The sequence below is a fragment of the Microbulbifer variabilis genome (assembly GCF_020524905.1).
In the GTDB taxonomy this organism is placed as follows: domain Bacteria; phylum Pseudomonadota; class Gammaproteobacteria; order Pseudomonadales; family Cellvibrionaceae; genus Microbulbifer; species Microbulbifer variabilis_A.
In genome coordinates this window covers 49,512-66,299 of the sequence record NZ_JAIVKI010000011.1, presented here as the reverse complement: position 1 = coordinate 66,299, position 16,788 = coordinate 49,512, and the positions used below count along the sequence as shown (strand labels likewise).

The 16,788-nt window shown below is 50.3% G+C and carries 12 protein-coding genes and 2 pseudogenes; 11 read left to right on the top strand and 3 right to left on the bottom strand.

The window, feature by feature from the left end; translation table 11 throughout:
• Nucleotides 1–114: 114 nt before the first annotated feature.
• Nucleotides 115–279, bottom strand: a pseudogene (locus LC073_RS13420) (transposase); the annotation flags it as partial.
• Between the two features lie 430 nt (nucleotides 280–709).
• Here LC073_RS13420 and LC073_RS21965 point away from each other — a divergent pair.
• The 3 genes and pseudogenes from LC073_RS21965 to LC073_RS13405 all read left to right on the top strand — a co-directional run.
• A pseudogene (locus LC073_RS21965) lies at nucleotides 710–1,293 on the top strand (IS3 family transposase); the annotation flags it as partial.
• Between the two features lie 189 nt (nucleotides 1,294–1,482).
• Nucleotides 1,483–2,022, top strand: coding sequence for a hypothetical protein (locus tag LC073_RS13410; protein WP_226647755.1), 540 nt, complete (start codon nucleotides 1,483–1,485; stop codon nucleotides 2,020–2,022).
• Nucleotides 2,023–2,317: 295 nt separating this feature from the next.
• Nucleotides 2,318–3,097, top strand: a complete 780-nt coding sequence (locus tag LC073_RS13405; RefSeq protein ID WP_226647754.1) for a hypothetical protein — start codon at nucleotides 2,318–2,320, stop codon at nucleotides 3,095–3,097.
• 489 nt (nucleotides 3,098–3,586) lie between these two features.
• Here the strand turns inward: LC073_RS13405 and LC073_RS13400 are convergent, their stop codons facing one another.
• Both LC073_RS13400 and metH read right to left on the bottom strand, forming a co-directional pair.
• A complete protein-coding gene (locus LC073_RS13400; protein WP_226647753.1) occupies nucleotides 3,587–3,808 on the bottom strand; it encodes a DUF2970 domain-containing protein in 222 nt (73 codons plus the stop codon).
• 4 nt (nucleotides 3,809–3,812) lie between these two features.
• A complete protein-coding gene (gene metH / locus LC073_RS13395) occupies nucleotides 3,813–7,508 on the bottom strand; it encodes a methionine synthase (RefSeq protein WP_226647752.1) in 3,696 nt (1,231 codons plus the stop codon).
• Nucleotides 7,509–7,766: 258 nt separating this feature from the next.
• Here metH and LC073_RS13390 point away from each other — a divergent pair, with 258 nt between their 5' ends.
• The 8 genes from LC073_RS13390 to LC073_RS13355 all read left to right on the top strand — a co-directional run bounded on the left by LC073_RS13390 (nucleotide 7,767) and on the right by LC073_RS13355 (nucleotide 16,589).
• On the top strand, nucleotides 7,767–8,798 hold the full coding sequence (locus LC073_RS13390; RefSeq protein WP_319004730.1) for an NADP-dependent oxidoreductase: 1,032 nt from the start codon (nucleotides 7,767–7,769) through the stop codon (nucleotides 8,796–8,798).
• A gap of 42 nt (nucleotides 8,799–8,840) precedes the next feature.
• Nucleotides 8,841–9,521: a type 1 glutamine amidotransferase domain-containing protein gene (locus LC073_RS13385; protein ID WP_226647751.1), complete on the top strand. Its 681-nt coding sequence runs from the start codon at nucleotides 8,841–8,843 to the stop codon at nucleotides 9,519–9,521.
• Nucleotides 9,522–9,639: 118 nt separating this feature from the next.
• Nucleotides 9,640–10,230, top strand: coding sequence for a Fe-S biogenesis protein NfuA (nfuA, locus tag LC073_RS13380; RefSeq protein WP_226647750.1), 591 nt, complete (start codon nucleotides 9,640–9,642; stop codon nucleotides 10,228–10,230).
• A 646-nt stretch (nucleotides 10,231–10,876) separates the two neighbouring features.
• Nucleotides 10,877–12,229, top strand: coding sequence for a Na+/H+ antiporter NhaA (gene nhaA, locus LC073_RS13375; protein ID WP_226647749.1), 1,353 nt, complete (start codon nucleotides 10,877–10,879; stop codon nucleotides 12,227–12,229).
• Nucleotides 12,230–12,535: 306 nt separating this feature from the next.
• Nucleotides 12,536–12,751 (top strand): cold-shock protein, encoded by a 216-nt coding sequence (locus tag LC073_RS13370; RefSeq protein WP_264190571.1) that lies wholly within the window; start codon nucleotides 12,536–12,538, stop codon nucleotides 12,749–12,751.
• 1,061 nt (nucleotides 12,752–13,812) lie between these two features.
• Nucleotides 13,813–14,673 carry a patatin-like phospholipase family protein gene (locus LC073_RS13365; RefSeq protein WP_226647747.1) on the top strand — a complete coding sequence of 287 codons (861 nt, stop codon included), beginning with the start codon at nucleotides 13,813–13,815 and terminating at the stop codon, nucleotides 14,671–14,673.
• Between the two features lie 35 nt (nucleotides 14,674–14,708).
• Complete coding sequence (locus LC073_RS13360) at nucleotides 14,709–15,587, top strand: patatin-like phospholipase family protein (protein WP_226647746.1); 879 nt, start codon at nucleotides 14,709–14,711, stop codon at nucleotides 15,585–15,587.
• Nucleotides 15,588–15,710: 123 nt separating this feature from the next.
• On the top strand, nucleotides 15,711–16,589 hold the full coding sequence (locus tag LC073_RS13355) for a patatin-like phospholipase family protein (protein WP_226647745.1): 879 nt from the start codon (nucleotides 15,711–15,713) through the stop codon (nucleotides 16,587–16,589).
• Nucleotides 16,590–16,788 lie beyond the last annotated feature (199 nt).

Here is a 16,788-nt window from a genome sequence, read left to right as displayed (position 1 = left end):
GCTTCCTATAGCTATAAATGCCTCTTTTTTACTCGAAACCCTACTTTCTATACATAGTTATCTCCATTTTTTCTGCCTTAGATCCGCGTTTGGCGAATTTAAGGCACACTAACCCTAGGTCAGCAGATACTTTTTCCCAATTAGTAAGTTGGTAAAGCCAGCCAGCAGAAATAAGCGCTGAGTGTTTTTTTCTAAACCTCGATAGCGTACTTTGCCAGACCTGAAGATATTTTTAATATATCGGAATGGATGCTCTACTTTTGCCCTAACCTGCGCCTTTATTTTTTACCTTTCGTAACTCAGTTCGGCATGGGCGATGCTTCAGGCGACTACGCTTCTCTGCAAGAGGATCCCTAAGTTGCATCAGAGCCAAGGAGATGCCGAAAGAGAGCTGACCGCAGAGAAAGCTCACCTGAAACGACAGCTAGCTGAGCAGGCAAAGGAGATAGTTATCCTAAAAAAGGCTACAACGTACTTTGCAAAGAGACTGAAATGAGGTAGGCCTTTTTGCAACAGCACAGGCAAGAGTTCAGCATCAAGGCAATGGCCAGGGTGTTAAGTGTATCTCGTAGCGGCTTTTATGGCTGGGTACTAAGAGCTGCTACCCGTTCCAAGCGATTACAATACCGAAAGCAGCTTTATGGCCAGTTGGGGGCGTTTTGGCGTACCACACCTGACGAAGGAGCTTGCTAGTGATTACAAATAATATAATCAGAAAGCAGTGGCTGCCAGTATTCGTCAGCAGGGGCTTCAGGTCAAAGCAGATAAGAAATATAAGGCCACGATCTACTCGAAACATAACCTGCCGATGGCTCCCAATCTGCTAAGCAGAACTTATACGCTGAGACACCGAATCAGAAATAGTCGGGGATATCACCTACCTATGGACAGAAGAGGGCTGGTTATTGGCTGGGCCTGTCCGAAAGAATGACGGCTACATTAGTCTGTGATGCTTTACAAGTGGCTTTATGGCGACGTAAAAAGCCTAAGAATGTTATCGTGCATACTGCTAGGGGAAGCCAATATTGATCCAGAGATTATCAATCGTTAATTAAAGCGTATGACCTTCAGAGCAGCATGAGCGCCAAGGGTAACTGCTACGATAACGCGTGTGCAGAAACGTTTTTCCACTCACTCAAAGTGGAGGTGATTCATGGAAACCGCTTTTCCACCAGGTGTTCAATGCGAGAAACAGTATTTGAATATATAGAGATAGACTACAATCGATCCCGACTTCACAGCGCTAATGGCTATCTCAGCCCTGAAGCGTTTGAGGAAAAACTAGTTGCTTAATGCTGTGTCCGTTGTGGATGGGTAGGATCAATTTGACCGTTTACGAAAAGAATTTTCAGTATCAGAATCGGGCAAGAAAAACTATACATGTTGTGGCACAATTGCCGACTCGCGACTGGACAATCAAACTTACAGTTTGCCTGCCTGTGCGAAAGGCGTTAGATTTTAAACTCAAATTAAGGAAAGTGAATGAAGCATTACAAAGCACCAAGATTATTTTTTCTCATGATGACGCTATCCCTTTTAGGTGGATGTGGTGTTGCGCATGTTAAAACAGATGTTCATTCTCAAAGCTTTGAAGGCTACAAGAACATACAAATAGAAGATGTAAGGGTGTATTCAAAAGAAAGATCGGCCAAAAATAATTCCATCTTGCAAGAAAAACTAAAGGGTTGGGAAGTATATTCTCGTGAAAAACTTGAGGAGTACGCCAGAGAAAGCAATTATCAAATTGTCAAGTCTTCAAGTGAGGCTGAAGGCAAAACGTTACTAGTAGATCTTGATGTGAATGTTCAATATGGAAATCGAGCATTACGCTGGGCTATTGGCTTTGGTGCTGGGAAGGGTGGCGTTGAATCCGTATTGACTGTTAAAGACTCCGAAACAGGCATTATTAAATTTAAAGCTCACGCGGATAGTGATTTATCGATGGGTGGTGCTGGTGGAGATATCGAAGCTGTACTTAAAAAAAATATCAAAGCACTCATTGATCAGTATCGAGGAGCTTAAATTTAGCAATTAAAAATAGAACGCACTTGCAGTGCGCTCTATTTCTCGAAGCGCTAAATAAAAGGACTATCCAAGTTTAGTAGAAACAATGAAATATTGGGGTCAGAGTAAAATATTGACGCCATATATAGAAATAATTAAGGTCAGAGTAAATTATTGACTCCAAAATAAACTTTCTATCTAGCTGGGTAATTCTTCATGAACTCCGGCAGAGTAATCTGCCGTTTTTTTTAGTGTATATCACCCTGACCGAGTTCAGTGCCAGGTCTTGTGCCTGAGGAACATCATAATACTTTTGAAAATCGACCTCAGTGGCGATGGTAGCCACCGTAAGGAACTGCAGGAACGTTTTGAGTACGACGGCCTCAACCGCCAGCGCTATGGGCGCCTCTATCAAGCCGGCAGTCAAACTGTCACTCAAGAGGTTCGCTACGATGATGCCGGCAATATCACCTATAAAACTAGCGTTGGTAGCTATGAATACAATGGCCCACGCCCCCATGCGGTAACCAAAGCCGGTAATACCAGCTATCACTACGACAACAACGGCAACATGAGTAGCGACTCGGGCAGCCGTACGCAGGACTACCCCGTCTTTGATAAACCTAGCCTGGTCACTAAGGGCAGCCACGATACACGCTTCACTTACGGCCCGGACCGCAGCCGTTACAAGCGCGTAGACGACAATGGCAAAGGCACTGTGACCACCCTGCAGATTGGCAGCGTAGAGAAAGTGATCGAGCGCAGTACCTCCGGTGCCACTAGCAAGAGCTTCTATCGCCGCAATATCGCAGGCATTGCTATCGAGCGTGTCGAGCTGAATGCATCGGATGAAATCACCAGTACCAGCACCCAGTATTTACACAAAGACTTGCAGGGTTCCCTGGATGTCATTACCGATAGCAAGGGTCTGGTTGCCAAAGATACTGCTGGCAACAAGCCGGTTTACAGCTTTGATGCCTGGGGCAAACGCCGCAACGCACTGAGCTGTGAACAGATTGCCGGCGCGCCTGCGAATACGGTTAATGCCGGCAGAGAGGGAGTCTTTAATCACCTGAGTAATAACCGTGACTAATAAAGGTCATGAGATAATGGGTGAGGTGGGTCTGATTGATATGATTGGATGAGTCTACGATCCAACCCTAGACCGCCTTGCAACTGCAGACTCAATTTGCTCTACTTGATCAGCCGCTACTTGCGGCCCACCTACTTTGAATAACAATAATGCGTAATCGGAGAAATTCGATGAATGAAGAAGTAGCTGTTACCCCTGAAGAAGACAATTTTGTAGATGCCATCGCCGCTGTGGCTCTCGTCGCCATCTTTGTCGCCACTTGTATTTTCTGGGTTTCCACCCGCTGATCCGCTATTCATCCGCTAATTAATAGTCCCGATTAATAGCCCCAACCCGGAGCTGAGCCGTACCGGGTAATCCTTCTTTAAGACTCATAAAAGTTCCATAGCAAAACTTCCCTGTGGAGTTAACCACCCGGTTCGGTAAGTATTTGTGCGGAGAATGCGTGATGTAGCGGGCCGGATGCCCGCTTTCGGCAAAGACGGGGACTCAGCCCATGTTGTTAAGTACTGTCTCTACGATCAGAGCCAGGGACAAAACAAACAACGCGGTGAAAATAATTCCGGCGACAACATAGTGGGTCATATTGCCGCTGCGAAAATCCTTTTTACGGTTTTTGTTGCTTTGCACGCCAATGGCGGCGGCCAGGGTGCTGAGCACTATCTGGCCAAAGCGTGGCTTTACGGTTTGTTTTTTATTATTTTCCTGCATGGGCTCACTCCTCGAGATTGGGGCGCAGCCAGCGCTCCAGTTCCTGTTCGCTGATACCTTTCCGCTTGGCCAGGCTTTGCAATTGGTCCCGGCCGATTTTGCCGACGTTGAAGTATTTGGCCTGGGGGTGAGCGAAGTACCAGCCGCTCACCGCGGCCGCCGGCATCATGGCGAAGTGTTCGGTCAGGCTGACCCCGGCATTTTCTTCGGCATTCAATAGTTTGAACAGCGTAGCCTTTTCCGAATGGTCCGGACAGGCGGGATAACCGGGCGCAGGGCGGATACCCTGGTAGGCTTCTTTGATCAGCTGTTCATTGCTCAGTTCTTCATCGGCCGCATAGCCCCAATATTCCTTGCGCACCTGGCGGTGCAGGGTTTCTGCAAAAGATTCCGCCAGCCGGTCCGCCAGGGCCTTTACCATAATCGCGTTGTAGTCGTCGTGTTTGGCTTCGTAACTCTGTGCCAGTTCGTCGGCACCGATGCCGGTGGTCACTGCGAAGCCGCCGACATAATCGAGGTAACCGGAATCCAGTGGGGCGACAAAATCCGCCAAAGAGCGGCACAGACCGTCCCCGCCCAGCTTGTGTACCTGCTGGCGAATATGGTGCAGACGCGCCAGCTCGTCGCTGCGCTCCTCATCTTTATACACGATGATATCGTCGCCAACACTGTTGGCGGGCCATAGGCCGAATACGGCGCGGGCACGCAGCTGCTTCTTGGCAATCATCTCTTTCAGCAGGCGCTGGGCATTGTGGTAGAGATCGCTGGCTGCCTCACCAACCACTTTGTCCTTGAGGATTGCCGGGTATTTACCCGCCAGATCCCAGGATAAAAAGAACGGTGTCCAATCCAGAGTGTCGAGCAGGTTTTCCAGGGGAAAATCATCGATCACTGTGATGCCCAGTTTTTTGGGCTTGACGGGCTGGTAATTCTGCCAGTCGAACTGTGGTGCGCTATCGCGGGCTTCCGCATAGGTAAGGCGGGTGTCGTTGCGCTTTCTATTGGCGGTGCGGGTGCGCACCTTTTCGTACTCGGCGCGGACCTTTTCAACAAAGGCGGGGCGCAGTTCATCGGAAATTAAGCTGCTGGCCACACCTACGGCGCGGGAGGCATCGGCCACATAGACCACCTGGTTGCGGTTGAATTGAGGGTCAATTTTCACCGCGGTGTGTGCCTTGGAAGTGGTGGCACCACCAATCAGCAGTGGAATATCGAATTTCTGGCGTTCCATTTCCGCGGCGACATGCACCATCTCATCGAGGGAGGGGGTGATCAAACCGGATAGGCCGATAATGTCGCAATTCTTTTCCCGGGCAGTTTGCAGGATAGTTTCTGCGGCCACCATGACGCCGAGGTCGATCACCTCATAATTGTTACAGGCCAGCACTACCCCCACGATATTCTTGCCGATATCGTGTACATCGCCTTTTACCGTGGCCATCAGGATACGTCCGTTGGGTCGGCTGTCCTCGGTTTTTTCCGCTTCGATAAATGGTTGCAGATAGGCGACCGCCTGCTTCATAACCCGCGCGGATTTCACCACCTGGGGCAGGAACATCTTGCCCTCGCCAAACAAGTCGCCAACGATATTCATGCCGTCCATCAGCGGACCTTCGATCACATCCAAGGGGCGAGTGCTATTGGCGCGGGCCTCTTCAGTATCTTCCTCGATAAAATTGTTGATCCCTTTTACCAGGGAGTGCGCCAGGCGCTCGTTGATCGGTAGCTCGCGCCAGCTCAAGTCTTCTTTGCGTGCGGTGCCGCCGCCTTCGCCCATGTACTTGGGGGCGATATCCAGCAGGGCCTCGGTGGCTTCGGCATTGCGGTTGAGGATGACGTCTTCCACTTTTTCCCGCAGCTCTTCCGGAAGCTCGTCATAGACCGCCAGTTGGCCGGCGTTGACGATGCCCATATTTAGGCCGGCTTTGATTGCGTGGAATAGGAATACGGAGTGGATGGCCTCGCGCACCGGGTTGTTGCCGCGGAAGGAGAAGGAGACGTTTGAAACACCACCGCTGATCTGAGCACCCGGCAGATTCTTACGAATCCAACGGCAGGCTTGGATGAAGTCCACCGCGTAATTGTTGTGTTCTTCTATGCCGGTGGCGACAGCGAAAATATTGGGGTCGAAAATAATGTCGCTGGGGTTGAAGCCGACTTCCTTTACCAGAACGTCGTAGCTGCGCTTACAGATTTCGATTTTGCGTTCAAAAGTATCCGCCTGGCCCTGCTCATCAAAGGCCATCACCACTACGGCGGCGCCGTAGCGCAGGCACAGTTGCGCTTTCTCGATAAACTCCTCTTTGCCTTCCTTGAGGCTGATAGAGTTCACAATGGGTTTGCCCTGAATGCACTGCAGGCCTGCCTCAATTACCTCCCACTTGGACGAGTCCACCATAAAAGGCACTTTGGCAATATCGGGTTCGGTGGCAGCGAGATTGAGGAAACGGCGCATGGCGGCGTGCGCATCGAGCATCGCCTCATCCATATTGAAATCAATTACCTGCGCGCCATCTTCTACCTGGGCCGCGGCGACCTGCAGGGCGGTATCGTAGTCCTCCTCCAGAATCAGTCGCTTGAAGTGGGCGGAACCGGTGACATTACAGCGTTCGCCTACATTAACGAAGAGGGCGGTCTCATCGGCGACAAAAGGCTCCAGGCCGGACAGACGCAAAGCCGGTTTGACCTCGGGCAGTTGGCGCGGAGGGATATCGGATACCGCTTCGGCAATGGCGCGAATATGTTCCGGCGTGGTTCCGCAGCAACCACCGAGAATATTGATAAAGCCACTGCGGGCAAACTCGGCCACAATCGCAGCGGTTTGCTCCGGGGTTTCGTCGTACTCGCCAAATTCATTGGGCAGCCCGGCATTGGGGTGGGCAGAAACATAAGTGGCACAGGCACCGGATAAAGCCTCTACATAGGGGCGCAGCTCGGTGGCGCCCAGGGCGCAGTTGAGGCCAACGGAAATGGGTTTGGCGTGGGCGATGGAATAATAGAACGCCTCGGTGGTTTGGCCGGAAAGAGTGCGCCCAGAAGCATCGGTAATAGTGCCGGAGACCATAATCGGCAATTCGAAGCCCAGCTCTTCAAACAGCTGCTGCATGGCGTAGATGGCCGCCTTGGCATTGAGCGTGTCGAAGATTGTTTCGATCAAGATCAGGTCACTGCCGCCCTCAACCAGGGCGCGGCCGGCTTCCACATAGTTGTGTACCAGCTCGTTGAAAGTCACATTGCGCGCACCCGGGTCGTTGACGTCCGGGGAAATACTCGCGGTACGCGAGGTAGGGCCGATCACACCGGCCACCCAGCGGGGGCGCTCTGGAGTGGAGAGGGCGTCTGCCGCAAGGCGAGCCAGTTCCGCTGAGGTGCGGTTCAGCTCCACCACCAAATGTTCCATGTCGTAATCAGACTGGGACAGCTCGGTCGCATTAAAAGTATTGGTTTCGATAATATCGGCGCCGGCTTCCAGATATTGCCGGTGGATTTGTTCGATCAACTTTGGGCGGGTAATGCTTAGCAGATCGTTATTGCCTTTAAGGTCCTGGTGGAAGTCGGCAAAGCGGGTGCCGCGGTAATCTTCCTCCTGTAATTTTTCCCGCTGGATCATGGTTCCCATAGCGCCGTCCAGTATCAGGATGCGCTGAGTGAGCGCGGCTTTGAGTTGCTGCAGACGTTGATTGCGGGACAGCGCAGACATTGACCAATCCTTATTTGTCGATGGCGGGAAAGGCATCAATCTTAGCACAAGGAAACTTGCCATCAGGGGCTAAATTCATGGATAAAAACTACCACGACACAATAACCGGTAATTTTTCACTAAGGGCGTGCAATTTCTATCTATAGTTTGGCCTTCAGTAGACATAAAAACCCAGGAGAGCGCCTGCTTTGCTAATGGTACTGAAGGCTGTATCAGCTGCATCAATTGGAAGGTTGGCTCTAGGAAGGAGAAAAAATCGTGCAATCAAAGGATAAGAACCGCCGGGTAGTCTTGGCATCCCGGCCCGAAGGAGCACCAAGCGAAGATAATTTCAGTATTGAGGAGTTGGGGTTACCCGAGCCCGCTCGTGGTGAGGTGTTGTTGCGTACCGTATTTCTCTCCCTGGACCCCTATATGCGCGGCCGTATGAGTGATGCCAAGTCCTACGCAGAGCCGGTACCCCTGGGTGGCGTTATGGTGGGGGGCACAGTGAGCCGGGTGCTTGAGTCACATCTGGATGGGTTCGAGGAGGGCGACTGGGTGCTGGGTTACTGCGGCTGGCAGGACTATGCGGTCTCCGATGGTGAGGGGTTGATCAATTTGGGTAAAAATCCCAGTCATCCTTCCTATGCCCTTGGGGTTTTGGGCATGCCGGGCATCACCGCCTATTTCGGGCTGCTGGATATTGGCCAGCCCCAGGCAGGAGATACCTTGGTTGTCGCCGCGGCCACCGGGCCGGTGGGTTCCACCGTGGGGCAGATTGGCAAAATAAAAGGATGCCGGGTAGTTGGTATCGCCGGCGGAGCAGAAAAATGCCGCTACGCGGTGGAGGAGCTGGGTTTTGATATTTGCCTCAATCACCGCGCCGAAGAGTTTCCCGAGCAACTGGAGGAGGCCTGTCCGGACGGTGTAGATATTTATTTCGAGAATGTGGGGGGAGACGTATTTGATGCGGTTTTACCACTTCTCAATGACTTTGCCCGGATTCCCGTGTGTGGGCTAGTCGCGCACTATAATGCCACCTCCCTGCCTGAAGGCCCGGATCGCCTGAGCCTATTAATGCGTGAAATCCTGACGAAACGCCTGAAAATTCAAGGGTTCATTATTTTTGATCAATATGAGCGTTTCGGTGATTTTATTACCGGTTTGAGCCGATGGGTTAATGAGGGCAAGATCAAATACCGCGAAGATTTGGTCGAGGGTTTGGAAAAGGCGCCACGAGCCCTGATAGGGCTGTTAAAGGGGGAAAATTTTGGCAAGGTTGTGGTGCGCTTGGGTACCGATGATTGACAGCGGAAATTTATAATTTAAAGGGCACCAGGGAGGTCGCCGATGAAAATATTAGTGGTTTTGACATCACACGATAAGTTGGGCGATACCGGCAAGAAAACCGGTTTTTGGCTAGAGGAGTTTGCCGCGCCTTACTACGCCTTCAAGGATGCCGGGGCGGAAGTTACCCTGGTTTCCCCCAAGGGAGGGCAGCCGCCACTGGACCCAAAAAGTGACGAGCCGGACTCCCAGACCGACGCCACCCGGCGTTTTCGCCAGGACCCTGAAGCACAGCAGGCGCTGGCCAATACCGGCAAGCTTGCGGATGTGAAAGCGTCGGACTTCGATGCGGTTTTCTATCCCGGAGGTCACGGTCCCCTGTGGGATCTTGCAGAGGACAAGGACTCCATTGCCCTGATTGAAGCGTTTTACGGGAAGGAGAAGCCGGTAGGAGCCGTGTGTCATGCCCCAGCCGTGTTTCGTCACACCCGGCGCAAAGATGGACATCCTCTGGTTTCCGGCAAGAGTGTCACCGGCTTTAGCAACTCCGAGGAGGAAGCGGTGGGACTGGTGGATGTGGTGCCTTTCCTGGTGGAGGATATGCTCAAAGATCGCGGTGGCAACTATTCCAGTGAAGACGATTGGGCACCCTATGTGGTTGTGGATGGCCAGTTGGTCACCGGTCAGAACCCGGCTTCCTCGGAGGATGTCGCGCAAACCCTGATGGGAATGATTCCCATTTAAGCTGTCCTCGGGAGGGGGCTGTTAAGGGCTGTCGCCTCCCGAAAAACACACCGGTTTCACTCAAGCGTTTCTGAGAGTAAAATACCCGACAAAGAAGCTCGGTTATTTGAGAAGGCTTATGTCAGAACTGAATGTCACCATCACCGAATCCGCGCAGGAGTACCTGAAAGAGCTGCTGGCCAAGCAGGACTGCGAGGGAATCGCGATTCGTATGTTTGTCTCCAATCCCGGTACACCCAGTGCCGAAACCTGCATTGCCTACTGTCGCCCCGGTGAGGAGGAGCCAGAGGATGTGGTGATAGAGATGAACGGTCTCAAGGCCTACTTCGAAGGCCGCAGCGTGCCATATCTGGATGATGCCCGAGTTGACTACTCCTCCGATAAAATGGGTGGCCAGCTCACTATCCGTGCGCCCAACTCACGCATGCCCAAGATCACCGATGATAGCCCTATTGAAGACCGTATCAACTATGTGCTCTTCAATGAGGTAAACCCCAGCCTGGCGGCTCACGGTGGCCAGGTGAGCCTGGTAGAGGTCACAGAGGATAAGTTTGCTATTTTGAAGTTCGGTGGCGGCTGCCAGGGCTGCGGTATGGTGGATATGACGTTAAAAGAGGGCGTTGAGAAAACCCTGAAAGAAAAAATCCCCGAGCTTGCTGGTGTTAAGGATATTACCGATCACACTGATAAGTCCCAGGCTTATTACTAAAGGTTAGGTTTTTTTCTCTTTATCATCTGGTGTGTATTAAAAAGGCGAAGTATTACTTCGCCTTTTTTGTTTCTGGCGGATATCTCAGCCATGGCGGTTGCTCACACTCCTCTTTTTGTCTGGGGGTGCGTTCGCTTCTCCCCTTACATTGCTAGTCTTTCTGCATTTACATGATTGGCGCAAGGGCAGTTAGGCCGCTAAAGGTCTCATCGGGCAATACTTTTTGAAGGCGACGGGCTTCAGTCAAGTGAAGAGTGAGCGGGCAGGTTCTGTAGAGAAGCAGTGGAATATTAGATATTAGGCGAGTAGTAATTCATGGAGCGCTTAAACTCACTGAACTACTTATGATTAAAGAGATGTTTTGGCTGCCGCATAAAAAAATGGCAGTTATTATTTGAGGTCGTACTCTCCATGTAAGCATTTCTAGTAATTCAACCACCCAGCACAGAAAACAGTTTAAATTCCATTTTGGGGACGCTCACCCAGTTAGTACTTGCGAGTACGGAATAAAGAGTGGAGAGATGTGATGAGATACCACGGGGTTTTGTTAAAAATCTCAATTTCTTTTAAGGGAGAGGTGATGTCAAATCAAGGGTAAAACATAATATTTCTCATCTTACTTGTTAATAGGTGCGTTCATTAACGAATGGCTGCAAATAAACAAAAAAATACAGAAGCCACCCGACTGCCGAGGGAGTTTGTCGATCTCCTGAAAAGCCCCTTCGTGCGTTTCTTGCGCATTGATGCTGCTGGAGCAGCAATTCTCCTGTTGTTTACTCTTGCCGCACTCGTTCTATCTAATTCACCTTGGGCCAATTCCTTCGAACACTTCTGGGAAATACAAGCTGTCTTTCAGGTTGGATCATTCAAGCTTGCGCGCTCTCTGCGAGAGTGGATTAACGATGGTTTGATGGTGTTGTTTTTCTTTCTTGTCGCACTGGAGCTCAAGCGGGAGTTGGTTCTTGGTGAATTGAACAAACCTCGTGTGGCTGCGCTATCTATAGCGGCTGCTCTAGGCGGTATGATCGTCCCTGCGACGATATATTTGGCGTTGCAATTTGGTCAGCCCGGTCAGGATGGCTGGGGCACCGTTATGGCAACTGACACGGTGTTTGTAATTGGGTGCTTGGCAATACTTGGTTCGCGTGCCCCTAAAAGCTTACGAGTCTTTATGCTGTCTTTGGCCATTGTTGATGATATTGGAGCCATTTTAGTCATCGCCATTGGCTATAGTAGCCACAGCATAGATTGGTGGCCGTTAGTGTGGGCCGTGCTTGGTTTAGCGATTATACGCGCTATGTCAAAAATCGGTTTTCGTGGCTTTCCGCTTTATATATTCATGGGTGTGATCATATGGCTCGCAGTGGATGCATCGGGGTTACACGCTGCCATTACGGGTGTTGTACTTGGACTCATGACCCCAGCACGACGCTGGGTCAGCAATAAGCGATTATATGCGATATTGGGGCAAGTTATTGCGCACCCAACACGCACTGAAAGTAGTGGAGTCACTAAGGATCGACACACTTTGCAGATGGCTGAAATTGCTGCACGCGAAACTTTGTCGCCAGCCGAACGGTTAGTGATTCTGCTACACCCTTGGGTGGGGTTTGTCATCATGCCTTTGTTCGCATTTGCCAATGCGGGGTTGTCACTATCCTTAACTGAGCTTGATGGTTCGGTAACTCTGGCTGTATTTTTAGGCTTTGTACTTGGCAAGCCGGTTGGTATTCTACTGTTTAGTTGGCTGGCCATACGGTTTCACATAGCGATTCACCCCCCAGGTCTTAACTGGAGGTTACTGGCAGGGGGTAGTTTGCTTGCTGGAATAGGCTTCACTTTGGCATTGTTTATTGCAAATATTGCATTTGATAAGGATCTAATTGACAGTGTTAAAGTGGGAATTTTTCTAGCCTCTATTTTTTCTGCTACTGCTGGACTTACCATTTTATTTTTGATGGTCGCCCCTAGGGAAAACCCTAAAGAAGAACGTGAATAATTAAGTGCTAAATTTTGATTGAGCTCTTTATTCAACCTTCTGGTTAATTATTGTTTTCCGATGTTATTTTGCTAGGGTGTGTGGGGTGTTGTGCTGCTAGTGAAGTTGCTCAAGCCGGTAAAAATTAAGTGGATATTTCTTGGTGGTTTCTATATGGTGTGTTTCAGCTAGAAAGGAAGTCTCTTGTTTAAATTCTACATTTCGCTGTTTTATCCGTAACAGCTCGTCCTGCAGTATCTAAGTTTCAGTCTTATTTTTCATGCAGTATAAGCCTCTCGTAGGCATTAATATATTTATTTTTAGGGTATGATTATGTCAAATGTAGTTAAGGGAACCGTGAAGTGGTTCGATGAATCCAAAGGCTTCGGCTTTATCGCCCAGCAATCTGGCCCAGATGTTTTTGCTCATTCTAGTGCAATTGTAAACTCTGGATTTAGAACCTTAATGGAAGGCCAGGAGGTTGAGTTTACGGTTACCCAGGGACAGAAAGGTCCACAAGCTGAAAATATTACTATTGTTTGAGTTTTAATACTTTGTTGAAAGTAAAAAGAGCCAGCCTTCTAAGGCTCGCCTTTTTTTTGCTCTTATTTCAGGTGGAGATAGGGAGTACCTTGAAGACTCAGCGCCAGGCGAATGGGCAGCGTAAAAGGGGACAAGGAAAGCCTGTTAAGACTGAAGAAATAATCGATAGTATATTGCTGGTGAGTAAGTGGGAGTGAAAGTATTTGATTAAATTGCGTGGTATAAATGTTACGGGGTGTACTGTATGGGTGGTTTCCTAATTGGGTGCCTTTAAAATTTATTCAGTTTGATACTGGCCTTTTCCCGTTTACCCCAGCCCCTTTCTTTAGGGCATTTTAATTGTGTTGGTCAATTTCTCCCGGAAAGATTGACCTGCTTGATAAAGTAGGGTTTCCTGAGAAAGTAGAGTTTTAGCGCCCGCTCTGAAAATAAAAATAAAGAGAAAACTCCTGAATTTTTGGGTAAGTGATAGAAGAAAGTTCTCGGCATCTTCCCCCCGGCCCTTATTTGAGTGAGATGGGAGATGATTTAAAGCGCAGAAGGTTCAAGCATCGGTTCGATATCAGCGGCAAGGGTGGTGTTACATATTGTACAATTTAGAGTTGACTTAAAATATATGTAGACCGTTTCTAACCTCTGGAATTGTTTAGAAGAAACTTATATGTGTGATTTTCATAGATGTCTGATTGACGTAAAACTGGCTTGACGCAAACTGGCAACCACTAGGTCTTGAGCATAGTTAGAGTAACCATTTTCTCATTACGGATTGAGCCTCGTGATACTTATTAGTCATCCCTGATCACGTTTTCTGAACAGCGTGGCCTGAAATTCATTGGTCTGTACTTGAAAGTGGCATATCAATATTCCCGGTGATGTCACCCCTGTTCTCTTTGCGATTTAAGGCGCGTTCGCCGCCTCCAGATTTTGCCCGTCCCGTATATATTTTAAAGATCCTCTTAAGACGTATCGCCGAGTTAGGTATCCACCCTCAGAGGAGGCGGATGGCGTGTTGTTGGGGTTTTGTTCCACAGGTTGCAGCGGGCAAGCCGGGAAAGAGTTCTATGTTCGATCAAGTGGTATTTGCCGGTGGTGGAGTGCGTTGTACCTGGCAGATCGGGTTTTGGGAGTCTGTCGCGGATCGGGTCCGGCTCAGGCCAAAGATCGTGAGCGCTGTCTCAGCGGGCGCCATGGTTTCCAGTTTGATTTTAATGGGCAAGTCCCTGGATGCGGTGGAGTACTTCGCGGAGGTTTTCGAAGAGAACGGTGGCAATATCCATTGGGGAAATCTCTTTCGCAAAGGTCCGCTTTTCCCCCACCACCATATCTATCGCAATGGCATGCGCAGACTGTTTGAAGGCGGCTTTGAGCGCCTAAGAGCCGCTACTGAGCTGCGTATAGCTGTCAGTCACTCCCCTCAGTGGTTGAATGGCCCTCTGGCCCTGATTATTGGAGCGGGCATTGATTACTCGGATACCTTCCTCACCCGTGCACTGCACCCGAATACGGCCAGGCGTCTCGGCTATCGGCAGTCATTTTACTCGGTGCGTGACTGTAGCAATGTCGTTGAACTGCAAAAGCTGATCCTCTCGTCCTCCTGCACACCGCCTTTTACGCCTCGTCAACAACACCGGGGAGCCGAAGTACTGGATGGCGGCATTGTGGATAGCGTGCCGGTAGCCGGACTCGATCCGGGGCCAAGCCGGGTGCTGATCCTGTTAACTCGCAATTATCCGCAATACCCGAGCTGCTTCACCTGTCAGAAGGGCGAGCAGCTGTGGACCTATGTGCAACCCAGTCGGCCCCTGCCAGTCAGTGTTTGGGATTTCTCCAACCCCCGGGGGTTATGGCAGGCCTTTGATGCGGGTTATGCCGATGGGGAAGCGTTCCTCGCGGCACACTCTCCCGAGGGAAGTGCCAAGTGAAAGGCCGGATAGTTGCCAGGCGGAGAAATTAGGGCATGTTCGACCAGGTGGTGTTTGCCGGTGGGGGTGGCCGCTGTACCTGGCAAATTGGATTTTGGGAAGTGATCGCCGATCAGATAAAGCTCAAACCGAGAGTGCTAACCGGGGTTTCCGCAGGAGCCATGATCGCGGGTCTGATATTGATTGGTAGAGCAACCGCTTCTGTAGACTATTTTTCCTCAGTTTTCAGTGCGAATCGCCGCAATGTGTATTGGGGAAACCTATTAGGGAAGGAGCCGGTTTTTCCTCACTATGAAATCTACAGGGAGGGGATTAGAGAGCTTTTTAGTGATCGGTTTAAAAAATTGAAATCTGCGGCCGAGCTCCGCGTCGCCGTATCGCGACCGCCCGGCTGGCTGCCGGCGTCGCTGGCCTTGGCCGTTGGCGGGGCGATTTATTATTCCAACAAATATTTACTGCACAAAATGCACCCCAAAGTGGCGCGCCGTCTGGGGTACACACAGGATTTTTTTCGGGCCCAGGACTGTGCCGATGTTGATGAATTTGAGCGATTGATTTTGAGCTCATCTTGCACCCCACCCTTTACTCCAAGGTTGAGCCTGGGCGGGAGGCGGGCTTTGGATGGCGGGGTGGTGGACAATGTACCGATTGACGGAATCGATCCGGGGGAGGGGCGGGTGCTAATTTTACTGACCCGTCGCTACCGGGGATTTCCCGACTGGTTTACCCAGCCTATGGGAAAACAACTCTGGACTTATGTGCAGCCCTCAGAGCCGCCCCCCATCAGTGTTTGGGATTTTACTAACCCTGAAGGGATTGTTCGCACCTATGAAATTGGACGCCGAGATGGCCGCTTATTTTTACAAAATATGCTAGCGGAGCGCGGTTTTTACACTGGGATACAAGAGAAGTAATTTTGCGCTTCTGCATCTCTACGCTCTGGAATAGAGAGTTACTACAGGCAATATTTTTTAATGGGGGAATTGGGTAAGGGCCAGCTCGGGAAGGGCGGCTAGGTAGTGAAAGGGAGCTTGCTAATGTTTGATCAGGTAGTCTTTGCCGGCGGTGGTGGCCGCTGTATCTGGCAGATTGGTTTTTGGGAATCTGTGGTTGATGAAATCCAGTTATCTCCCAGAGTGGTGAGTGCCGTATCGGCGGGTGGTTTGGTTGCGGGTTTGCTATTGATAGGTAGAGAGCAGGAGGCCGTAGATTATGTCCGCTCGGTATTCAGCGCCAATCGCAAAAATATTTATTGGGGCAATTTTTTCAGGCAGGAGGCGGTTTTTCCTCAATATGCTATTTGCCGCGATGGAATTCGGCAGCTGTTCGATAATGGCCCACAGGCCTTGCAGGGGGTGGCGGAATTGCGCTTGGCAGTCAGCCATCCGCCCTCCTGGATGTACGGCCCCCTGGCTCTGACCTTTGGCGCGGTAATTTATTATGCCGACAAAGGCTTTCCCCGCAATCTTCATTCCATGGCAGCGACCAAGCTTGGGTTTCGTCAGACTTTTTACCGTGCCCAGGATTGCAGCAATATGGATGAACTGGAGCACCTAATCCTAAGTTCTTCCTGCACTCCCCCATTTACTCCAAGGCTCCAGCTCAATGGCAGGGAAATTCTCGATGGGGGTATCGTGGACAATGTCCCGGTTGGAGGCTTGGATACTGCAGAGGGCAGGGTTCTGATTCTGCTCACCAATCGTTTCCGTAATTTTCCCGATTGCTTTACCCAACGCCGGGGCGCCCAGCTCTGGACCTATGTTCAACCCTCTAAACCACTGCCGATTAAAGTGTGGGATTTCACCAATCCGGAAGCGGTTATGGAGACTCTGGAAATCGGCCGCGCCGATGGCAGGGCATTACTGGGAAGGCTTAGGGAGGGCGCCATTCACGACAATGACTTGGTTGCACTCTGAGATATTTTCCTGCTGGCACTAGGTAGCTAGACATAGTGGTAGCCAGACATAGTGGATGGGCGTTTATGCCTGCCTGTCACATAGGCTTTGCAAGATTGGGGTTGGGAATCCTCTGGTTGCACTAACCCGCTGATTCTATTAGCTTATGCAATTAGTTGCATATTAATTCCATATTGCTAAATCCTTAGTGAAGGCTGGC